The 22935-nt window shown below is 29.7% G+C and carries 19 protein-coding genes and 1 tRNA gene; 13 read left to right on the forward strand and 7 right to left on the reverse strand.

Annotated elements, in window-relative coordinates:
* Window positions 1–19 precede the first annotated feature (19 nt).
* A complete protein-coding gene (locus tag ACWYN7_RS11540) occupies window positions 20–949 on the forward strand; it encodes a DUF6427 family protein (protein WP_462860115.1) in 930 nt (309 codons plus the stop codon).
* Here ACWYN7_RS11540 and upp read toward each other — a convergent pair.
* Window positions 944–1597: a uracil phosphoribosyltransferase gene (gene upp, locus ACWYN7_RS11545; RefSeq protein WP_462860116.1), complete on the reverse strand. Its 654-nt coding sequence runs from the start codon at window positions 1595–1597 to the stop codon at window positions 944–946. The two genes, ACWYN7_RS11540 and upp, sit on opposite strands and share 6 nt — an antisense overlap.
* Before the next feature lie 188 nt (window positions 1598–1785).
* Here upp and ACWYN7_RS11550 point away from each other — a divergent pair, with 188 nt between their 5' ends.
* The 8 genes from ACWYN7_RS11550 to ACWYN7_RS11585 all read left to right on the forward strand — a co-directional run bounded on the left by ACWYN7_RS11550 (window position 1786) and on the right by ACWYN7_RS11585 (window position 8480).
* Entirely contained in the window at window positions 1786–2682 is an 897-nt protein-coding gene (locus ACWYN7_RS11550) for a DMT family transporter (RefSeq protein WP_462860117.1), read from the forward strand.
* A gap of 50 nt (window positions 2683–2732) precedes the next feature.
* Window positions 2733–3587 carry a YicC family protein gene (locus tag ACWYN7_RS11555; RefSeq protein ID WP_462860170.1) on the forward strand — a complete coding sequence of 285 codons (855 nt, stop codon included), beginning with the start codon at window positions 2733–2735 and terminating at the stop codon, window positions 3585–3587.
* Between the two features lie 73 nt (window positions 3588–3660).
* On the forward strand, window positions 3661–4242 hold the full coding sequence (gene gmk / locus ACWYN7_RS11560) for a guanylate kinase (protein WP_462860118.1): 582 nt from the start codon (window positions 3661–3663) through the stop codon (window positions 4240–4242).
* A 98-nt stretch (window positions 4243–4340) separates the two neighbouring features.
* Window positions 4341–4925, forward strand: coding sequence for a nicotinate (nicotinamide) nucleotide adenylyltransferase (gene nadD, locus ACWYN7_RS11565; protein ID WP_462860119.1), 585 nt, complete (start codon window positions 4341–4343; stop codon window positions 4923–4925).
* 45 nt (window positions 4926–4970) lie between these two features.
* A complete protein-coding gene (locus ACWYN7_RS11570; protein WP_462860120.1) occupies window positions 4971–5837 on the forward strand; it encodes a M23 family metallopeptidase in 867 nt (288 codons plus the stop codon).
* Window positions 5837–7333, forward strand: coding sequence for a GH3 auxin-responsive promoter family protein (locus ACWYN7_RS11575; protein ID WP_462860121.1), 1497 nt, complete (start codon window positions 5837–5839; stop codon window positions 7331–7333). Before ACWYN7_RS11570 ends, ACWYN7_RS11575 begins: the two co-directional genes overlap by 1 nt.
* A gap of 86 nt (window positions 7334–7419) precedes the next feature.
* Window positions 7420–7869, forward strand: coding sequence for a 6-pyruvoyl trahydropterin synthase family protein (locus tag ACWYN7_RS11580; protein ID WP_462860122.1), 450 nt, complete (start codon window positions 7420–7422; stop codon window positions 7867–7869).
* A 74-nt stretch (window positions 7870–7943) separates the two neighbouring features.
* Window positions 7944–8480 carry a hypothetical protein gene (locus ACWYN7_RS11585; protein ID WP_462860123.1) on the forward strand — a complete coding sequence of 179 codons (537 nt, stop codon included), beginning with the start codon at window positions 7944–7946 and terminating at the stop codon, window positions 8478–8480.
* A 68-nt stretch (window positions 8481–8548) separates the two neighbouring features.
* Here ACWYN7_RS11585 and pth read toward each other — a convergent pair whose 3' ends face one another.
* From pth to ACWYN7_RS11600, 3 genes are all read right to left on the reverse strand, one after another.
* Window positions 8549–9178: an aminoacyl-tRNA hydrolase gene (pth, locus tag ACWYN7_RS11590; protein WP_462860124.1), complete on the reverse strand. Its 630-nt coding sequence runs from the start codon at window positions 9176–9178 to the stop codon at window positions 8549–8551.
* A gap of 145 nt (window positions 9179–9323) precedes the next feature.
* Window positions 9324–9902 (reverse strand): 50S ribosomal protein L25/general stress protein Ctc, encoded by a 579-nt coding sequence (locus ACWYN7_RS11595; RefSeq protein ID WP_462860125.1) that lies wholly within the window; start codon window positions 9900–9902, stop codon window positions 9324–9326.
* Window positions 9903–9919: 17 nt separating this feature from the next.
* The gene (locus ACWYN7_RS11600) at window positions 9920–10861 is read right to left on the reverse strand and encodes a ribose-phosphate pyrophosphokinase (protein WP_462860126.1); all 942 of its coding nucleotides are present in this window, start codon (window positions 10859–10861) and stop codon (window positions 9920–9922) included.
* Window positions 10862–10985: 124 nt separating this feature from the next.
* Between ACWYN7_RS11600 and ACWYN7_RS11605 the strand changes: the two genes are divergently transcribed.
* Window positions 10986–11067 (forward strand) — tRNA-Leu (locus ACWYN7_RS11605).
* A gap of 545 nt (window positions 11068–11612) precedes the next feature.
* On the opposite strand, the gene ACWYN7_RS11610 is transcribed toward ACWYN7_RS11605, so the two are convergent.
* Both ACWYN7_RS11610 and ACWYN7_RS11615 read right to left on the reverse strand, forming a co-directional pair.
* A complete protein-coding gene (locus tag ACWYN7_RS11610; protein WP_462860127.1) occupies window positions 11613–14702 on the reverse strand; it encodes a DEAD/DEAH box helicase family protein in 3090 nt (1029 codons plus the stop codon).
* 409 nt (window positions 14703–15111) lie between these two features.
* Complete coding sequence (locus tag ACWYN7_RS11615; protein WP_462860128.1) at window positions 15112–16830, reverse strand: BT4734/BF3469 family protein; 1719 nt, start codon at window positions 16828–16830, stop codon at window positions 15112–15114.
* Between the two features lie 865 nt (window positions 16831–17695).
* On the opposite strand from ACWYN7_RS11615, the gene ACWYN7_RS11620 reads away from it, so the two are divergent.
* From ACWYN7_RS11620 to ACWYN7_RS11630, 3 genes are all read left to right on the forward strand, one after another.
* Entirely contained in the window at window positions 17696–20311 is a 2616-nt protein-coding gene (locus tag ACWYN7_RS11620) for a T9SS type A sorting domain-containing protein (RefSeq protein ID WP_462860129.1), read from the forward strand.
* Window positions 20312–20330: 19 nt separating this feature from the next.
* Complete coding sequence (locus tag ACWYN7_RS11625) at window positions 20331–20462, forward strand: hypothetical protein (RefSeq protein ID WP_462860130.1); 132 nt, start codon at window positions 20331–20333, stop codon at window positions 20460–20462.
* A 252-nt stretch (window positions 20463–20714) separates the two neighbouring features.
* Window positions 20715–21083: a hypothetical protein gene (locus ACWYN7_RS11630; protein WP_462860131.1), complete on the forward strand. Its 369-nt coding sequence runs from the start codon at window positions 20715–20717 to the stop codon at window positions 21081–21083.
* A 338-nt stretch (window positions 21084–21421) separates the two neighbouring features.
* Here ACWYN7_RS11630 and ACWYN7_RS11635 read toward each other — a convergent pair whose 3' ends face one another.
* Complete coding sequence (locus ACWYN7_RS11635) at window positions 21422–22897, reverse strand: sulfatase (RefSeq protein ID WP_462860132.1); 1476 nt, start codon at window positions 22895–22897, stop codon at window positions 21422–21424.
* Window positions 22898–22935: the final 38 nt, after the last annotated feature.

Below are 22935 nucleotides of genomic sequence, written 5' to 3' on the forward strand. Positions count from 1 at the left end.
AAAAATAACAAAAGAAATAATGCTAGCCAATTTTTTAAACAAATCTAAACCAATCAATTTTATTGTTTTCTTGATTTTCTTTTTTATTGGGTATGTTTTTAGTGTTTACAAAGCATTTTTTTTAAATCAATTTCTTTTTGATGATCTCTTAAAAAGCGGAGGATTACTGCTTTTGTTTTTAGTTGTGTTTTTTCTTTTCAATTTTATCAACTCTAAAAACAAATTAACTTTCGATAATTCTTATGCCTATTTTTTCTATACCATTTTATTGGTTGTAATTTTACCAGAACTTATTGCATACAATATTTTATTATTATCTATCGTTTATTTACTTTTTTTACGAAAAATTTACAGTCTACATTCTTCTAAAAAAGTTTTAGAAAAGCTTTTTGATAGCGGTTTTTGGCTAGGTATCTTTTTTATTTTAGAACCCCTTTCTATTTTGGTGTTTTTGCTAATTTATATAGCCATATATCTGCATAATAAAATTACCATACGCACCATTTTATCGCCAATTATTGGTTTTATTACACCTTTAATGGTGTATTTTGCTTATTTTTTTTGGTACGATAAAACAGAAGAATTTACTCAGCTTTTTAATTTTGATGTTAATTTCGACATTCAATTTTATGCCAAAGCAAAATATGTTTGGCTTTTTTGCAGCATCATAATTTGTGCAGTAATTGCGGTGTTTTTTAAATCGATAAAAGTATTGTCTGTAAACAATACGTTTAAAAAAAGTTGGATTTTATTGATCTATAATTTTGTTGTTCTGGCAATTTTTACATCAATTTTGGCTAAAAAAGATGGTTCAGAAATCATTTATATTTTGTTTCCTACAGCTATAATTTTAGCGAACGGCATTGAGTTAATTCAAAAAAAAATCATCAAAAATATTGTGCTTTATCTATTTTTAATTGGTAGCCTAGTTTTGCAATTTTTACTATAATTTTTCTCCAAAAGCCAAATCGCCAGCATCACCTAAACCAGGTATAATATACCCTTTGTTATTAAGTTTATCGTCTATAGCTGCAATCCATAAATGAGTATTTTCTGGAAAGTTTTTCTGTATAAAATCTACACCTTCTGTGGCTCCAATAACTGCAACAATATGAATTTCTTTGGGAGTTCCATGTTTTTTAATAGCCTCGTAAACAGCAACTAAAGATTGACCAGTTGCTAACATTGGGTCTGCAAGAATTAAAGTTTTGTTTTCTATTTCTGGTGCTGCAAAATATTCTACAACAATTTCAAAATCAGTGTCGTTTTTTGGGTGATGACGATATGCAGAAATAAAAGCATTTTCTGCATCATCGAAATAATTTAATAAACCTTGGTGTAGAGGTAAACCTGCTCTTAAAATTGAACAAAGCACAATTTTATTATTACTCAGTTGAATTTCTTTTTCGCCTAAAGGAGTTTGAATTGTAGTGTTTTTGTATGCAAGAGATTTGCTTAATTCGTAACTTAAAATCTCTCCTATTCTTTCTATATTTCTTCGAAAACGCAACGAATCTTTTTGAACTTTTACATCTCTAATTTCTGAGATAAATTTATTTAAAATAGAATCTTGTTTTTCAATCTGATGTATTTTCATAAAAAAAGTATGTAAAACAAATATAAAGTAAAATTTAGCTTTGTGTAAAGTGTACAAATTAAAAAGAGGTATTTAAAAAAAATAAGTAGAGCTATAACTAAAATTTACATTTAGTATAAGTAAAGAATATCATTTTTGTTAAACCATTCTCTAAAATTATCATCAATTTAGCAATTCAAAAAAAGAAGATGAATTCAAGAAATTTAGCCATATTAGCCTTATTTATTGTGGCTCTTATTTATGGCTTAAATTATTCCATTGCAAAAGATGTAATGCCAAATTATGTAAAACCATTTGGATTTATTTTTTTGCGTGTAACAGGGGCAACTATTATTTTTTGGACCTTAGGTTTGTTTGTAAAAGAGAAATCAATTGAAAAAGAAGATTTTAAAAAGATAGCATTTGCTGCATTTTTTGGGGTTGGTATTAATTTTCTTTCTTTTTTTAAAGGCTTAAGTTTAACAACGCCTATAAATGCATCTGTAATTGCTGTTATTGCTCCAATTATGGTGCTTATTTTTTCGAGTATTTTACTTAAAGAAAAACTCACTTATAGAAAAATAGTTGGTGTGTTTGTGGGTTTGTTTGGAGCAATTATTCTTATTTTGTACGGAAATTCATCAAATTTAGACGGAAAAGATGTAGTTCTAGGAAATTTTTTAGTCTTTCTAAATGCAGTTTCTTTTGGTTTGTATTTGGTATTGGTAAAAAAGTTAGCTACTAAATATCATCCAATACTATTTGTAAAATGGTTGTATTTATTTGGTGTAATTTACATTGTTCCTTTTAGTATTCAAGAAGCTATAGAAATCAATTGGCAAACAATGCCAACAACCATTTACTATAAAGTTGGCTTTGTGGTTTTATTAACTACATGCGTAACTTATCTTTTTAATTTATTTGCACTTACCAAATTAAAACCCACAACAGTAGGTGTTTTTATTTATTTACAACCAGTAATAGCAACAATTTATGCGCTTTTGGTTGGTAGCGATTCTTTAAGTTTTGTTAAAGTTGTGGCTACAATTATCATCTTTTTGGGCGTTTATTTAGTTACTAAAGATGGGTATAAATCAACCAAATAAAAACTTATCTTTGCTGTTCATTTAAAATGAAGCTTTGTATGATTCAATCTATGACAGGTTATGGAAAATCTGTGTTGCAATTAACAACCAAAAAAGTAACTATAGAAATAAAATCTCTAAACAGTAAAAACTTAGATTTAAACGTAAGGATACCTTCTTATTATAAAGAGAAAGAACTTGCTGTTCGAAAAAAACTCGCTAAATCTTTACAAAGAGGTAAAGTAGATTTTTCAATTTTTGTAGAAATGACTGCAGATGAAACGTCTACTTCTATAAATAAAGGAGTTGTAAAAGAATACATGCAGCAATTAAGAAACACGCTGTTTGTGGGTTCTGAAGGCGATATTGAGCTGTTAAAAATGGCAGTTACAATGCCAGATGCTTTAAAAACTGAGCGCGAAGAATTAGATGAAAACGAATGGAATCTGATTGATAAAAGTATAGACGAAGCCATTAAAGATATTGTACAATATAGAATTGATGAAGCTGCTTCTTTAGAAATTGATTTTAAAGAAAGAGTGGCTAATATTAAAATGTATTTAGAAGAAGTTAAAGCTTTAGATACAGATAGAATTGACAATGTAAAAACCCGTTTGCAAAAAGCAATAAACGATTTAAAAGTAGATACTGATGAAAATCGTTTTGAACAAGAATTGATTTACTATCTAGAAAAATTAGATATTAATGAAGAAAAAGTGCGTTTAGAAAACCATTTAAATTACTTTTTAGAAACTTTAGATTCGCCAGATTCTAATGGTAAAAAATTAGGATTTATTGTTCAAGAAATGGGTCGTGAAATAAATACAACAGGTTCTAAAGCCAATTTTGCACCAATGCAAAAAGCGGTTATTCAAATGAAAAACGAGTTAGAACAGATTAAAGAACAGATTTTAAATGTACTCTAATTAGTTTTTGGTTGATGGTTTTTAGATAGTAGTAAAATTCATCAACCAAAAAGTAGCAACTAAAACAAAATTTATGTCAGGTTTTAAAGGAAAGTTATTCGTGTTTTCAGCACCTTCAGGTTCTGGTAAAACAACAATTGTTCGTCATTTACTAAAACAAGAAAAATTTAATTTAGAGTTTTCTATCTCTGCAACTTCTAGAGAAGCTAGAGGTACAGAAAAAGACGGAGTAGATTATTATTTTATTTCATTAAAAGAATTTAAAAACCATATTAAAAATGACGATTTTTTAGAGTGGGAAGAAGTGTATAGAGATAATTTTTATGGTACTTTAAAAACAGAAGTAGAACGTATTTGGGCTTTAAAAAAACATGTTATTTTTGATATTGATGTTGCTGGCGGATTAAGAATTAAAAAGAAATTTCCAGAAGAAACGTTATCTGTTTTTGTAAAACCACCAAGTGTAGATGAACTTAAAATACGTTTAAAAAAGCGTAAAACAGAAAGCGAAGAAAAAATTAATATGCGCATTGCAAAAGCTTCTGTAGAATTGGCAACTGCACCTCAATTCGATAAAATTATTAAAAATTACGAATTAGATGTTGCTTTAAAAGAAGCAGAACAATTGGTTGGTGATTTTTTAGATTTAAAATAGAACAAAGAAAATAGAGTAAAGAAAAAAGATTAAAGACAAATTAGGGGCAAGTAAAAGGTCTATTTTCTTTTATCTTTTTTCTATCATCTTCAAAAAAAATGAGTAAAATAGGTTTATATTTTGGTACATTCAATCCAATTCACGTTGGGCATGTAATTATTGCCAATTATATGGTAGAATATTCAGATTTAGATGAAATTTGGATGGTGGTAACACCTCATAATCCATTTAAAAAGAAAAGCTCGTTATTAGAAAATCATCATAGATTTGAGTTGGTGTATAGAGCAACAGAAAATTATGCTAAAATAAAACCTTCTGATATTGAGTTTAAATTGCCACAACCCAATTATACAGTACATACTTTAGCACATATTACTGACAAATATCCGAATAAAGAATTTTGCTTAATTATGGGCGAAGACAATCTAAAAAGTTTCCATAAATGGAAAAATTACGAAACTATTTTAGAGCATCACCACATTTATGTGTATCCAAGAATTGCAGAAGGCACAGTAGAACATCAATTTAAAAACAATCCTAAAATTCATAAGGTTGATGCTCCAATTGTGCAAATTTCATCAACAATGATTAGAAACGGAATTAAAGCCAAAAAGAACATGAAACCGATGTTAACCAATGAAGTTTGGCAATATATAGACGAAATGAATTTTTATAAAAAATAGTTTCGTTATTTTTACGTTTAACTCTTATAAATTAAAGATAATTTAGTGGATAATAAGGCCAAAAAGAAAGGAAAGTTAAAACAAAAACTAACTGATAAATACAGGTTGGTGGTTTTAAACGAAGATACTTTTGAAGAACGTTTTTCTTTAAAATTATCGGTTTTAAACGTATTTGTTTTAGGTGGTGTTTTGTCTTTTTTATTAATTTTAGTTACTACTTTTATCATCACTTTTACACCAATAAAAGAATATATTCCTGGTTATTCTTCTACAGAATTAAAAATTAAAGCAGCTAAATTGGCCATACAAACAGACTCTTTAAAAAAGAAGTTAGATGTAATAAACGATTATACAAAGGCGCTGCAACCCATTTTAAACGGAGAGATAGAACCAGAAATTATAGATACTGTTGTTGTATCATCAGAAAAAATAATTATACAAGATAGTTTGTTATATGCAACAAAAGAAGATTCAATTTTTAGAGAAAAAATAGAAAGTCAAGATCGTTTTCCGATTCAAAATAATGCTGCAACAAACGTTAAAATTGTGTTTTTTGCACCTTTAAGCGGAACAATTTCGCAAGAATTCGATCCAACAACCAATCATTTAGCAGTAGATATTGTTGCAAAAAATAATACACCTGTTAAGGCTATTGCAGACGGAACTGTTATTTTTTCTGGATGGAATACAGAAACGGGTTATGTTATTATTTTAAAACATGCACAAGATTATATTTCTGTGTACAAACACAATGGAAACTTATTAAAACAACAAGGAGATTTTGTAAAATCTGGAGAAGTTATTGCAAGTGTGGGTTCAACTGGCGAGTTAACAACTGGCCCGCATTTACATTTTGAACTTTGGAGTGGAGGTTATGCCGTAAATCCTACAAATTTAATCGATTTTAAATAATGAGTATAAAGTCTGTATTTGCTATTCCGTTTGCTAAAATTGCTACAAAAAGAGTTTTTAAGTGGGCTAATAATCCTTATAAAACGCAAGATAAAGTTTTTAAAAATTTAATTTCAAAAGCAAAAAATACAGCTTTTGGTAAAGATCACGATTTTAAAAACATTACTTCTTATGATGATTTTAAGAAGCGCGTAAAAGTATCAGATTACGAAGGTTTACGAACATATGTAGATCGAATTGTAGAAGGTGAATCTGATGTGCTTTGGCCAGGTAAACCCTTATATTTTGCAAAAACTTCGGGAACAACTTCTGGGGCAAAATACATTCCGATTACCAAAGAATCTATGCCAACGCATATTAAAGCTGCCAGAAATGCTTTGTTGTTTTACATTGTAGAAAAAAATGATGCAAGTTTTGTAGATGGAAAAATGATTTTCTTACAAGGTAGCCCAGTTTTAAGCGATAAAAATGGAGTTAAATTAGGCAGATTAAGTGGAATTGTAGCACATTACGTACCAAAATACTTGCTAAAAAATCGTTTGCCAAGCTGGGAAACCAATTGCATAGAAGATTGGGATACCAAAGTAAACGCTATTGTAGAAGAAACCCTAAATGAAGACATGTCTGTAATTAGCGGAATTCCTTCTTGGGTACAAATGTATTTCGAAAAACTGATAGAAAAAACCGGTAAAAAGGTTTCAGAATTGTTCCCGAATTTTAACTTCTTTATTTATGGTGGTGTAAATTTTGAACCTTATAAAAACAAATTCGAAAGTTTAATTGGTAAAAAAATCGATTATATCGAATTGTATCCAGCATCAGAAGGTTTTATCGCCTACCAAGATTCGCAAAAAGAAAAAGGAATGTTGTTGCAACTCAATTCTGGAATGTTCTATGAATTTATTCCTGCAACTGAATTCTTTGATGAAAACCCAACCAGAATTTCCATCAGAGATGTAAAAATTGGGATAAATTATGTCATCATTTTAAACACTACAGCAGGTTTATGGGGATATAATATTGGAGATACAGTAGAGTTTACATCAACAAAACCCTTTAGAATTAAAGTTACAGGTCGTATAAAACATTTTATATCCGCCTTTGGCGAACACGTAATTGGTAAAGAAGTAGAAAAAGCATTAAATGATGCGATTAAAGGCACAGATATTAATATTAGCGAGTTTACAGTTGCACCCCAAGTAAACCCAGAAAGTGGTTTGCCTTATCACGAATGGTTTGTAGAATTTGAAAACGAACCCGAAAATCTAGAAGAATTTGCAGCAAAAGTAGATGCTTCTATGCAAGCACAAAATATTTATTATTTCGATTTGATTGAAGGTAAAGTATTACGTCCGTTAATCATTAGAAAAGTAAAAAAAGGAGGTTTTCATGCGTATATGAAATCCATAGGCAAATTTGGTGGGCAAAATAAGATTCCGCAATTATCAGATAACAGAAAAATTGCAGATGTTTTACAAGATTTTTTAAAGGATTAACATATGGGAGGTGATTATTTATTTATAGGATTAGCAGTATTTCTAGTTATTACATACTTTTACAACAAATTTAGAAACAGACGTTAATGAGTACAATTAGAATTACCAAACAGTTTAATTTTGAAACAGGACACGCATTATATGGTTATGATGGCAAGTGTAAAAATGTTCATGGCCATTCTTATAAACTTTCTGTAACCGTTTCTGGAAAACCAATTAAAGACAGCAACAATGTAAAGTTTGGTATGGTAATCGATTTTGGCGATTTAAAAAAGATTGTTAACGAAGAGGTTGTTGATGTTTTTGACCATGCAACAGTATTTAATAAGAATACACCACATGTAGAATTAGCCAAAGAATTAAGTGATAGAGGGCACCATGTTATTTTAGTAGATTACCAACCAACTAGTGAAATGATGGTGATTGATTTTGCTAAAAAAATAAAAAAACGTTTGCCAGAGAACATTAAATTACACTCTATTAAGTTGCAAGAAACAGATACTAGTTTTGCAGAATGGTTTGCTAGCGAAAATTAGTTTTAGCAAATTGGTAACATTTAAACACAATAGTGTTAGGATTTACACGTTATATTTGACAAAAATTTATTCTTATGAAAAATCTTAAATTTATTTTCATACTTTTTTTATCGTTAAGCGTTTTAAGTTGTAGCGATACTGATAATGAACCACAATATTTATTATCGAATGCAAATATTGCAGGGAGTTACGAAGTAAGTAGTTTAACTGGTAACGAAAGCGAAACAGCAACCTCTTCTTCTGGAGCAGTTGTAGATTTGGCTACATCAACAATTGTTGGTGCAAATTTTCAAATTTCATTTGATATTACAGCAAGCGGAACTTATAAGGTTAGTGGATTATTCAGAGAGATAAAAACTACTACACCAAATGGAGGGTCAACCACAACAGACGAAGTGCTGTTAACTATAGATTCAGAAGGTACATATCAAATCAATACTTTAAACAACACCATTAACTTTGCTCCAACAACTGGAGATTTTTTAGAAGGTACATTTAATATTGAAACATTTACCGAAAATATTATAAGTATTACACAAGATAGCGAAACTGCTGAAGGCTCTAATACTATTTATAAAACGCTAAATATAGGTTTTACTAGAAACGAGTAAAATGTAACATAAAAAATCAGAAAAGTTATTTCTTTAGTTTTTCTGATTTTTTAGTTGATTTTAGACAATTATTTTCCGTTAAAAGTATTCATTGTATTTGCTAAACCAGCAGTGCCAAAAGAAGTAATTGCTTTGGCTGATGTTGGTAAACGCTCTATCAATTGGCTTATTTCTTCTTTATTCCATTCGCCAAGTACATAATCTACTTGTCTTCCTTTAGAATAATTAGCACCTACACCAAAACGAAATCTTGGATATTTATTTGTACCTAATTTTTCTTGAATGTCTTTAAGTCCATTATGGCCACCATCACTACCTTTTGCTTTAATTCTAATGGTGCCAAAATCGATGTTTAAATCATCAGTAACAACCAATATATTATCGATTTCAATGTTTTCTTTTTGCATCCAATATTTAAGTGCTTTTCCACTTAAATTCATATAGGTACTAGGTTTTAGTAGGATAAAAGTTCTGCCTTTAAAACGAAATGTAGCAACATCACCTAATTTTTCAGTTTCAAAAGTAGCATTATGTTCTTGAGCAACTTCATCAACAATTTTAAAACCAATATTATGACGTGTATTTGTGTATTTATCGCCAATATTTCCTAGGCCAACAATTAAAAACTTTTTCATTAATTCTTCTTTAGTTTCTCTTTTAAGTTTAAATATTTTAAAAAAGAAGTTTTTGAGTTTCATTATGCAAAAATAATATCTTATTCTGATATATGTAAGGTTGTTTTTAAACCAAAATACGTTTAGGAAAATAGATTTTAAATAAAATTAAAATAAAAAAAAGCGTTACTAGTAAGTAACGCTTGATAAAAAATTGTTGTAGTCTTTTTTAAGACTCTTCTTCTGTAGTTTCTACTTTACTAGCGTTACGAGACATTCTTACCTGAGCAACTACAGTATTATCTGGGTGCATAATCGTAAAATTATCGTTTTTTAAAGCAGTAACATATAATTTATTTCCGATTTGTAATTCGGTAATATCTGCTTCAATAAAATCTGGTAAATTAGCAGGTAAAGCTTTTACCTTCATTTTACGAACATTGTGACGTAAAGCACCACCGATTGCAACACCTTTAGACTTACCTACCAAACGAACAGGAATGTTCATTGTAATTTCTTTATCATCAAATAATTGATAAAAATCTACGTGCAAGATTTTATCACTTACAGGGTGAAATTGAATGTCTTGTAAAATTGCATTTACTTTTTGTCCATCAACATTAATACTTGCTGTGTATACATTTGGAGTATACACCAAGTTTTTAAACGCTTTTTCTTCTGCTGAAAAGTGAATTGGTGTTTCTCCTCCGTATATAACGCAAGGAACCATTCCAGCATTACGTAAGGCTTTAGTAGCTACTTTGCCCACGCTTTCTCTTTTTGATCCTTTAATTGTAATTGATTTCATTACTTTTTATTAAAAATTTACATTAAAAATTGTCCACTAATTGACGTGTTATCTTGCACTTTGTGCATAACATTCGCAAATAATGGGGCGCAAGATACAACTTTTATTTTAGATGTCTCTTGTTTTAAAGGTATTGTGTCAGAAACAATTAATTCTGTTAAGGCAGAGTTTTCAATTTTTTCATAAGCTCCTCCAGAGAGAATAGGATGTGTACATATGGCACGCACACTTTCGGCTCCTCTTTCTTTCATTAAATTTGCTGCATGAGCTAAAGTGCCTCCAGTATCAATCATATCATCAACCAGTACTACATTTTTACCTTCTACATCACCAATTAGTTCCATATGACCAATTACATTGGCTTTTTTTCTTTGTTTATAACAAATTACAACATCAGAAAGTAAATGTTTTGAATAAGCATATGCTCTTTTAGAACCACCCATATCTGGTGATGCAATGGTTAAATTTTCTAAATTTAAGCTTTCTATATATGGCATAAAAATAGTAGAGGCAAAAAGATGATCTACAGGTTTTTCAAAAAAACCTTGAATTTGATCTGCATGTAAATCCATTGTCATTATTCTTGTTGCACCAGCAGATTCTAGTAATTTTGCGACCAATTTTGCTCCTATAGCTACTCTAGGTTTGTCTTTTCTATCTTGTCTTGCCCAACCAAAATATGGCATAACAGCTGTAATGTGTCTTGCAGAAGCTCTTTTAGCAGCGTCTAACATTAGTAACATTTCCATTAAGTTGTCTGCATTAGGAAAAGTAGAACCAATTATAAATACACGTCTTCCACGAACTGATTCTTCGAATGCTGGCTGAAATTCTCCATCACTAAAGTAAGTAGTTATTACGTTTCCTAACTCTGTATTATATTCTTTGGCTATTTTGTGGGCTAAAACTGTACTTTGTCTGCAACCAAAAAGTTTTGGTGCAAGAGAGCTGATGATCATAAGATATGATTTTTGTAGTGTTGTTGTGAGTTCACAAAAGTAGAAATAATTTATTGAGTTTGAAATTAAATTTTCTCATTATAAGTTAAAAATATTTAGTAAATTTGCAAACCAATTTAAAGAAGCTCAAGTGGCGGAATTGGTAGACGCGCTGGATTCAAAATCCAGTTCTTTCGAGAGTGTGGGTTCGATTCCCACCTTGAGTACTAAAAGGCTTTTCAAGATTTTTCTTTGAAAGGCTTTTTTCATTAGGTACAACATAGGTACAACAAATTAGACTTTTCATATATTCTTAAAAATTGAAGCAAGGCTCTCCTCTTATTAAAAATCTTAACAATTAACTTTTCGTATTGAACAGGAGATAAGTTATAACATTATTTAGTGAATTATCAGATTACGCAAAATACTTAGTATTTCTATTTTATTTAGAACTTTTGATACTTAAGTTTTTCAGGACTTTTGCATTTTTTAAAAACCTTATAAAAATAATCATAAAAACATATATAATATGGAACAGAAAGATTGTGCAAACGAATTAATTTCAAGAATGATAAGTGATGGCTGCAAACTATTGTTAATCTGGAGGAGAAAAAGAAAAAACGTTTTGCATTAAAGAAGAGAAAACCAACCCGATATGGGTTGGTTTGTTTTCTAATAAATTTTAAGTAGGGATTGAACATAATCATTTACATGGACTCCAGAGTTTCTATAGAATACACTTAGTAGAACTCAGTTATAGTCTAAGATTTCACTAATTTTTTATACTTTTTTTTGACGTTTTAGTTTTAAGAGATTTTACATAATCAACATAATCTTTCACTTTAACAGGATGAATTTTTATACTATAATTCTTTAATGTTTTACTATTATTGCTATTGTTATAATAATCTCTTCGAAATGTATTTGGATTGTAAACCCCTTTATTAAACTCTCTTTTTGGCACAGAACCGTCCTTCATAACGAATTTATCATTTTTAGAATTTGAGCCATAGTTACACAAGAACCCAATCGCTTTGCTACAAGAGAAGTTTGAAAAAATAATATCAGAATTTTTATCCAGCACTATAAAACAATCTTTCACTGTACTGTTATCATATGAATTTCTTTTTGACTTAATGAATGTATTATCGTTAGCTTTGATGCTATCGTAAATTTCATGTTCACTTTTGCCTTTTAGATTAAAAGTTAGCTCTTCATTTAGACTTTCCAGTTTAAAGTCTTCCTTGCATAAAAACACATTTTTTATAAAAGGATTATATCCTAAGTTTTTAAGATCTTCATGCGTTGTGTATTCTGCTGTTTTAAAAGCAGTCAGTAAAAGGTTATCTAATTTACTTAGATCATGGCTTAGTTTGTTGAGTATTTCTGTCATTAATATATTATTAATTTTATTTGTTTGTAAAGATTGTACATAATCAATACAGTCTTGTATTTTCTTATCTATTAAAAAATTTTTCAGCTTAGTATAGTTTTCTAAAAAAGATGGGATACTGGAATTTTTAGATTTTGTATAAATATTTAATTTATCCAGAACATCTTCACAAAACCTATCCAATTCTTTTTTGTTATTCTCTAGATTGGATAATTCAGGACAAACGGGTTTCTCTTCTTTTTCCCATACTTTAATTAGGTATTCACTATACAACACTTTAGGAATGATAAAGGTTTCATATGATTTTATCTTTCCTGTTTTGTCATATTTTAATGGAGTGTAGTAACAGAGATATTTTAACTCATTGTTCAATTCTTCAATATCCTGTTTTTTTAATTGCTCTGGATTATCATAATAATCTGATAATTCATTTTTATTCCACCCATTTAAATTTTTTATATTAAAATGAATCCTATCATATTGCTGTTTAGCCCACATATCTCGAATTGATTTTGATAACGTTTCACTTTTAATAGTCAGGGTTACCTCTAGAGGTGATTCACATTTTATAATACCGATGTCTTTATCGGATAAAGTATCTAATGCCTTAAAAAAGTTTTTGCCTCTTAAATTATATGGACTTGCACAAGCTCTACATTGCTGTACATAAGTTGTGATAGCATCTATATATCTTTTACTGTTATTAGCAAGTAAGCTCTTTTTAGGATTTGTTGAATAACGCAAAAGTACTATTCCTTTTTCAGGCCCATACCAATAAGCGAAACTTAAATGGCTAGATATTAATTGATTCAACATTCTTTCATGAGAATAATGGAAATCTCCTTCCACAATATATTTTCCATTTCGCCTATCCACCACATGAAAATTACCTAATTTATCGCTTTGAGGATCAGTTACAACATTGGAAGCTCGTACAAGAATTCTTTTATCTGGTTCTAATTGATTTTGTAAATAATTTAAAGCTTTATGATCATTAATAAAATTACTCACAACTTTATTTTCTATATCAATTTGATCTTTTGTCATTTTCTTCAGAGGTTCACCAATAGTTTTATTCCAAATAATCGATAAGAATCCAGCTTCTTGTGCTAAATAATGATAACCATCTATTGAATGAAACCAATCATCATAAATACTCAGTTGACCTTCAAATTTGTCTAAAATACATTTCCTATTTTTTTCCTGTGTAGTTAATTGATCGATAGCAATCATGGATACAGATTCAGGGTTATTTCGAATCATTTCTCTCGAATAAATTTTCACTTCATCCTCTTTTTTCTCTGCTATAAAAGTTTTTGCATTTTTGCAATTTGTTAGTATTGGATAGTTAAATCTATTGAGTCCTAAAGCTATACTTCCAGTATTTCCATAATTAAATTTTCTTGTTGGATGCTTTGAATCATCTTTAAATAAAGGAGGTAAAAACACAGTGCAGCGTGACTGTCTATTTCTAAATCTATTCATGGCTTGAATAGCATCTATAGCATTTATTTTAGTATGCTGTTTGCCAAGATCAATAACTACTCCATATTTCTGTGTAGAGGTTTTTCCTTGTTTAAGATCATCTTCTGAAAGGTTGTCACTATTAATATTTAATCCATTAAAGAAATAAGTTGTTGCTAGAACAACGTCATAATCATCGAATTTTCCTGAAAGAATATTATTAGTACACTCGCCATTAGAGCCTGAATAGAATAGCCCTATTTTTAAATGTTCTCCTAATTTTTTCTGAATTTCTCTGATATGGTTATCCATACTTGCCTTTTTATTAAAAATATGACATACTTTTCTCCCTTCTTTTAAATAAGTATTTATTTGAGAAATTACAGCATCTGTTCTTTCAACATCTGTACGAGTATCGAGATGCATCAGTTTTATTTTTGGTTTAGCTTTATATTCCTTTGCTATTTTTATTACTTGATATAGATGCTTAATTTTAAAATCTTGCATGAGATCTTGTATCACTAAATACTCTACGCTAGGTGTCCCAGACATAAAAATTATCTTCGTTTTACTTTTGGGTTTACTGGCAACAAAATCTAGTAAATGATATATAAAATTTCCAATCACTTCAGCTCTATAGTTGAGGCTATTTGGAAAAGTGTGTACCTCATCAATAAAAATATAATCAAATGTTTCCATCTGTTTATGGTTTAAATTCAGGATTTGATCATAGGTGCTGTGTACTACCAATTCCTTTGATGTAGGCAGATCTTTATCTTTAAGTGTGGTCTCGATATTGATTTTAAGGGGTTCATCCTCTTTTTTTTTGAAGGTTTCACATAGCATTTCGATTTTAGAATGAACAAAAAGTTGATCAGGTCTATTTCCTTCATCCCATGCTGATTTGGCTGTTTGATTACAAATTGATTGGAATGGACTAGCTAATACTACTCTCCCCGACAATTTGTATTTTGGGTGACCGGCAATACTATTTTTTCCAGTCATTGGTTGTTCAGTAAGATGCGTTACTTCTTACCCGGAAAAGGTCATGCCTCTCCAGCTCATAGTTTCCTATAAGATCGGACTATATCTTTACCTGTTCTAGGTAACCTCCGCTTCCACCCACTTGGGCGTACTCCCTGTAATGAATACATCGATTTTCAAATCGAGTTTCGGGATAGTCTCTGCACTTTCAAATCAAATTAAATTAAAAAGGATACAATAGTTGGGGGCTTGTGCCTTATTATATATAAAGCAAATGATCCCCCAAACCTTTGCACACAGATATATTAACTGATAGGCTTAGCTCAGGATTAGCATACATCATTTATCTACAAGATGATAAATATGGTTAGCCTTCCCTGAATTCAAAGGTTTTATTACTCAAGATTTCCATCTTGAGACGGCACTGTAGTTAGATTGCACCGCATTGACTTCGTAAATAGAAGACTCTCTTGTCATTATAATTATTTTGAAAAAGATCTTCCATTTTATTTTTATTAAGATACTCATTAGGCTCTAATTGAATTTCTGGTTCCAAATTTTCCAATTGTTCAATTAGAGGAAGTCGTGTTCTCTTTTTATCTAAATATACTGTTAATTCATCCATAAATTCAGCTAAATCTGCCTCGTCTTCATTATTTTCATAGCGTTTTTTATTGCGAATATAGGTCTCATAAAGATCTCTTAAAATTTTGAATTGCTTTATATCGTTAGAATTAAAAGAGTAGTTTTCATTTAAATAATCTTTTATTTTATCCTGCTCTCTAACTAATTTATAAAAAGCTGCTGGAGTTAAATTAGCTAATTCTTGTTCGCTATAATCTTCAGAAGATTTTAAAGCCCAACGATAGTCATTATGTTCTTCATCTAACTTATTAGAATCCGACGGAATGAGTCGTTTTATTTGCTCAATACCATCATCACCAAATACTCCATAAAGTGGCCAGCTAATTTTCATAAGGGTATGATAATCATTAAATTTTTCATTCACCCAATTATCAATTCTAATATCTTTTGTTGCTAGATCTTCAATAAAATCAATCGTTTTAATTAGCTTTTCTTTTTCGAAATCGACATCAAAATCTAATGATTTGTTTTTTAAGAGAAACTTATAGGCTTCTTTATCTGATGTGATATTTTTCTCTTGCTTTATCTTTTTGATATCCTCTGCTTTTAAAGCAATCTTCTTTTCGAGTTCTTTATTTTGAAAATTCTTTTCATTTTTAGCAATGATGGAATAGTTAGAAAATTTATTAGCATCATATTTAAAATGATTATTCTGATCTGCAATAAAAGGGATATAAGTTAATCGCTGTGGATCCTTTGTAGATTCATCAAACTTTTCTTCCAATTCAGGAAAAGCAGCAACAATTTCTTTTCGTGCTCCTTCATACCAAATCTTATGATGTTTCATTACAGATTTTCTGTCTTCTGAAGTAAAGTCTTTTTTAAATTTTTTTGAAGTGGCATCCACCTTACAGAACACTTTAACACCTTTTCCTCTAGGAGAAACAAAGGCCATGTAGGGTTTGATGTTTTTTGTTCCTTTCCAAATTTGATTCAGCCATTTTAAAGCTTCATTAGTATTTTCTAATTTATCAATATCAAAACAAAATCTACCTGTATGTTCAAATTTCATAATTGATTTATCTCTGGTATTGGTATTTAAAGAAATCATTATGGCAGGAAGGTATGGTTTTACCACGCTGAGGTTTCCTCTTGCTGCATCTAATAATTTTTTGATAGATGCTCTAGGATCTGTCATTTCTTTAATCAGGGCTTGTTCTGATATTTTGTTTGCAGTTTTCTTACTGTTCTTTCCATATGATCTTGTACTAGAATTCCACCCATTTGAATATCCAATATAATTGACTAGGAAATTCTTTAACCCCTCTGTTTCAAGTTCATCAATTGATGCTTTTAAAAGCTCTTTATTACTTTCTATAAAGTCTAGACAATACTTTTCTGTAGAGAAACTTTTATCTCTCGAATAATAACCTTTTGCTAATTGTGATAGCTTTTCTTGAATGGAGTCCTCTAGGTTTTCGTAATCTGAACCAGCTTCTAATTTATAAATTATATCACTATTTTTAAGATGTGTTGCAAAATAATAATAACTGTTGTTACTCATATAAATTTAATTTTTTAATGAGTTAATAGATCTAAATATGTACAACAGTTGGGGGTTGTTTCCTTATTATATATAACGTAAAAGCTTCCCACAACTATCGACATCTTATATAAGGTCATCAGATTTAACTCGCTGTTTGGGGAATTACCCTCAGAATATATTAATACTTATAGGGGGTGGTAAACGTGGTAAAGCTGGTAAACCTCAACAATAGCAAGAGATACAGCGATTATTTTAGTGGTAAAGGATTGGTAAAGTGGTAAACCCAAATTATTATAAATTTTTTTATGAAAATAACTCATAAGATTTTCCGATGAATTAACTCTAATTAGAAGTAAGTTTCGAGTTCATAAAATAGGGTTACGATGTTATACACAAATACAGCAAACCAAGATTACATTATAAAATGAAGTAGGCATCATTTATTTCGATGATCTGGGAACAGAAAGCAATCAAGAATATTACGGAAACGAATGCAATGTTAATGGGTGGAATTTTAATAAGTTGTTGCGTTAGTTTCTGTTTTTTAGAGCACAGTTGAAGAACAAAAAATTTCTCACTACAAAACTAAAATATTGCAGTTATGTCTACTTTTAGGAAGTAGATTTTTAATGAAATATGTAAATGCATAAAAAAAATCTAATGATTTTCACACTTTGTGTAATTGTTACTAATTCTGGAGTTAATCTTTCTTTTGTTCTTCCTTGTTATTTGTTTTTGTATTTACGAATAAAGGGCTTTAAAATATCTATTAGTAAAAAGCAGTGGTTTTTTAATTAAGCAACATTTAAACCCCTTATTTGAAACTACCTTTTCTGTTTATGACTTTTAGGTTTTATACATTACAAACTTTTAAAACATAGTCATGAAAAAAAATTACCAATTACTATTTTCAGTTTGTATATTATTAGCTGTAACTTATTTTATAACAAAAAACACTACTAACAATTCTAATTCTACAACTTTTGAAGAAAATTATGATAGAGAAGAGGAAAGTGAAGAAGAAGAGGCATACGAGCGTGCATTGAAAGAAGACGACTTTGTTAAAGTACCAGCTTTTGTCCCATCAAAATTAACGGCTAAAGAACTACTTGTTTATTTAGAAAAAAGAAAAAAATTAGAAGCTTCTGGATATCAGTTTACAAAATATCAAAAAACTGTAAATGAACTAAACAACATATCAAAATACACCACAATAAACAAAGTTGAAGAACATGTTTATGCTAACAATAAAATTTCTGGAAGTTGGCAACAAAAAAATATTTTAACAAAAGGTTGGAGAAATAATAATAACGGGTTTAGAGCTGATGGTTCTGTTTACGACCCTGTAAATAAAGAGCTTTACGTGGTATCTTATGCTGGCCATTTGTATAAAATTGATGAATCAAAAAAAACAAGTTGGATATTAAAAAACCATAAAAAGAACTTTAAGGGTAACGATTTTAATGGTATAAACTTACCAAGTGGTGCTTTTAGATTACTTAACCAACAAAATAATGGAGGTATGGAGTTTTCTGATGATGAAGGCAGAACATGGACCACAGCAAACGGTGCATATTTTCAAAATTCTTGGAACTTTAAAACACTTGTTACAAAAACAGAAACAGGTAGAAGAATTGTAGCTCATGGAGGTAAATATAATAATGGTATTGGATACGATCATATATACATATCTTCAGACTATGGATTAAACTATACAGTATCTAGCTTAAGCTTTAAACAATCAGATTATGTTGTACAAATTTCTAAACCTCACAACAGTAATAGTGTATATTGCTTTGCCCGCAGAAAAAGTGATGCTAAACTTTCTATTTATAAAATGGATAAAGAAGATGACGACTTTTCATTATTATTTGATGCTGTTCAAAAAATGTGGGGTCTAGATACAGTGCATGGTACTTTAGTAAATGGTGTTACTCATTTCTACATCAGTCATGGAAAAAATAATATTTTTTATTCAAGTGATGAAGGACTTAATTGGACGAAAACTGCTGGAAATAGCGGAAGAAATCTCGAGGAAATTCACCCTACACAACCCAATATTTGTTTTAAAGGATTTGTAAATATTTTTATGTCTAAAGATTATGGTGCTACTTGGAATGTAAATCCAAAAGGAGCTCATGAACTTCACGACAACTATGTTTGGGACTTACAACACATGAAAACATATGATGAAGAAGATGGCAGTAATTTTACATTTGTTGGTATGGACTTTGGTAGTTATTATACATCAAATTCATCAGATTGGGAATCATGGGTTTCTGTAAATAGCGGAAGTCCAGTAATGATGTGTTATGATATGGTAGCTACAGATACTCACAATAAAATTTATACTGCTAATCAAGATCGTGGAAGCCAAGGTATTATTGACAACAAAACCAATGATAATTTGTTTGAAGCTTATAAAGAAGCACCAACAGATATTTTAAGAGTTGCACTAGCCAAAAATGAATCTTCTATTTGGTATTGGTACTACTATGGAACTATTGGACGAAACGATGTTGTTAACGGTGGTGGACAGAATAATATAACTAAAAAAGATTTTTATGGCAATTGGTGGGCATCTAGTATGATAGGTTCTCCAAACAAAAATGAAGACGCTGTTTACGTAGCTACAGGTAATAGTTTAGATAAGTTTACTTATAACGGAAATACTATTGTAAAAACAACGCATCCTTATAATTTTGGCGAACCTATTATTAGTTTTGCATATTCAAAATTAAATACAAACTTGTGGTATGTTGGGTTAAAATCAGGTCCATTTATGTATTCTAAAGATGGTGGAAACACGTTTAAAAAATCGACTTATACAGGAGTTTGGCCAGGACAAGAAAATTCACATAAAAAACGTAAAACCGTAATTTTAGATAGCCCTACAGAAGAAAACACAGTGTATTATGCAGGAAAAGGGAATTATTTTTTAATTTCTAAAGATGGTGGTATTTCATTTACAAACCATTCTACAGGATTATCTGTAACTAGAATTACAAGTTTAGATGCATCGCCCAATGGAAAATATATTTTTGCAGCAACAAATAATGGTCCATGGGTTTATGCAGTAGATCAAGATCGTTGGTTTAAAATGACAGGTCCAGAAGTACCAGAACTTGTAGAATGGACTAGTGTTAAATTTATTCCATCAAAAAATATAGTTCGCTTTGCTACGTATGGAAGTGGTATTCTAGATTTTAAAATTAATGAAAATTCTCTCAGTACAGAAACAAATAGTACTACAAAACCATTTAAATTAAAAGCGTATCCAAATCCTAGTAATGGAATTTTTAAACTTTATATACCAACTAATAAAGAAAAAATAGATTTAGCAATTTATAATCAAACTGGGGTATTGGTATTAAAATCTATACTTATTTTAAAGGATAAAAAGGCAACAATTGATTTAACAAACCTAGCATCAGGTTTCTATTTTGCTAAAATAAATTTGAATGGTAAAACAACGTCTATTAAACTTATAAAGAACTAACATAAAGAAAAATAGAAACATGAAATTTCAATTTTTTGTTTGTTTATTATCTTCTTTTTTATGTACACATTCATTTTCTCAAACTTTTATTTGGTCAGGAAATGGAGATGGAGTTTCTCTATATCAAAAAGAAAACTGGGAGTTTTATTAATGGTAACAATAATATTGATAGTTTTACTTCAAACACTCAACGTAGTACTTTAAATTTGTTTGTAGGAAAGACAACATGAAGACTTCAAAAATTTTAAATTTTTTGCTGATAAAGATGCTGAATTAACATTTACAGACGGTGTTTTTATGTTACCAGCGTTAAAGAAAGAAAATTCAAAACAAGTTGATAAAGGCTAAAGACCCACGATAGAGAACTAATTTGGCCCCTTCTATAGCAGAACTCAAAAAATAAATGCGCAACAAGATACTTCAAGTTAGAAAAAAAGATAACTCTGCATCAAGACCCTATGATTTTAACTACACCAGCTTTGAAATTTCAGAATCGATTTCTTTAAAAGCAGGTTACCATCCTATTCGAGATTACCAACAAAATAAAAAAGCTATCCCAAATATCAACTTACAATTAGAAAGACCAGAGTTGGTGAAAAATACAATATCGAATGGTATGTTTTTTAGAAATCAATCTTTATCTTTAGATGATATATCAAATACTGAAAGGCTAAAAATATTTCCACATCCTGTAAAAAATGAACTTAATATATCGCTCTCTCATAAAGAGTCAATATCCTACAAATTTAAGATTTACAATTTATTAGGGTAAAAGGTATTTGAAAAATCAGAAGAAAATAGTTCTGAATTAGTTTTAAACTTCACGCTAGTAGCTTAAAACAAGGAATATACCTTTTAAAATTATCTTCTCTAAATGGAAAAACATTTGTGAAAAAGTGTATAAAAAATAAAATTAAGCTGATAAATATGGTTCTAAATCTTGAGTATTTAATAACATAAAGAGGCTCTATAAAAAGTATAAATACTTGCCATTTGTACTGTAATTGAGGGTTTTATAAATGATAATCAAATCTGTATATTTTTCGATTTCGATTAAAATGATAGATAAATCTACTTTTCAGATAATCTTTCAGAAATAACGAACTTAAATTACTTCAAGGTATTTATTATTTTATTTTTTTCAAAATTTTTATCATACTTAGGGTTCTTTTTTTTAGGTATTGGCGCATCCATAGAAACCCACCATTTGTTGAGTTTTTTTGATAATTCTTTTGATTTTTTGCTATTGATTTTAGACAAATTATGTTTTTCTTCCAAATCATTTTCTAAATTATATAGCTCAATGGCATTATCTTCAAAATAGTGGTGTAACTTCCATTTTCCTGAAATTACAACAGAACCAGGGCGAGTTCTAAACAATGGGTCTCTTCCGTTATCTACCTTAGCATTAGATGATTGCAAATAAATGGGGAAGTGAAAAAATAAATCGCGATTTACAATTTTAGTAGTGTCTTTTAACAAAGGTAAAATATCTAAACCGTCAAGAATGGTAGCTTGTTGTTTTGGTTTAACAATGTTTTGTAAGGTAGGATAAATATCCAATTGACTTACCATATTTGTATTTTTGCTGCCAGCGATTATATGCTTTGGCCATTTTACTATAAACGGAACACGAATACCACCTTCGTAATACGATCCTTTTCCTGCTCTTAAAGGTGTTTGATGAGATACGGCTCTAACACCACCATTGTCTGAAGTAAAAATTACCAAAGTGTTATCGTCTAATTTTAAACTAGAAATTGTATTTAATAATTTACCAATATTTTCATCAACACTAGCAATCATTGCTGCATAATCTGCTCTATTTTGACCGTTTTTACCTTTTTTATTTTTAAATTTTTCAATTAATTTTTCTTTACCCATTATTGGAGTATGCACGGCATAATAAGGTAAATACAAGAAAAATGAGGAATCTTTATGTTTTTTTACAAATGAAATAGCTTCGTTAGTTAATCTATCTGTTAAATACTCTCCATCTGGACCATTTTCTATAAAATCTATTTTATAGGGTGAAAAATATCCTCCTTTTCCTGGATTTCCTCTTGAACTACCACCTACATTGTAATCTATTCCTTGTTTAGAAGGGTTTTTCCCTACGTGCCATTTCCCAAAATTACTTGTAATATAGCCTGCAGATTTTAACATTTTTGGAAGCGTATAAACGGTATTTGTTAAATGCTTTGTGTTTTTTATAGGAATAATTTTTCGTGTACGTACATCTCCTCTTGTTGATGGACTTACCGTAAAAACATTATGTCTTGGCGTATTTAAACCAGACAGTAAACACGCTCTACTGGGTGCACAATTTGCTGCACCAGCATAAGCTTTTGTAAAATACATACCTTGGTTGGCTAATTTATCAATATTAGGGGTTTCGTAAAACTCACTACCCATAAAACCAAGATCTTTCCAACCTAAATCATCTACATTTATTAAAATAATGTTTGGCTTTTTGGGTCTCTTTTTTTCAACATGTTTTTTTTTGCAAGCGTTTAAGAAAACAAAACCTGTTACAAGAATAATATTTAGAATTATATAAACTGAACCTTTTATTTTATTGATCATACAGTTCTCTTATTAAGATTGATTTGAATTCTAACATT

Source organism: Polaribacter sp. M10 (assembly GCF_054968445.1).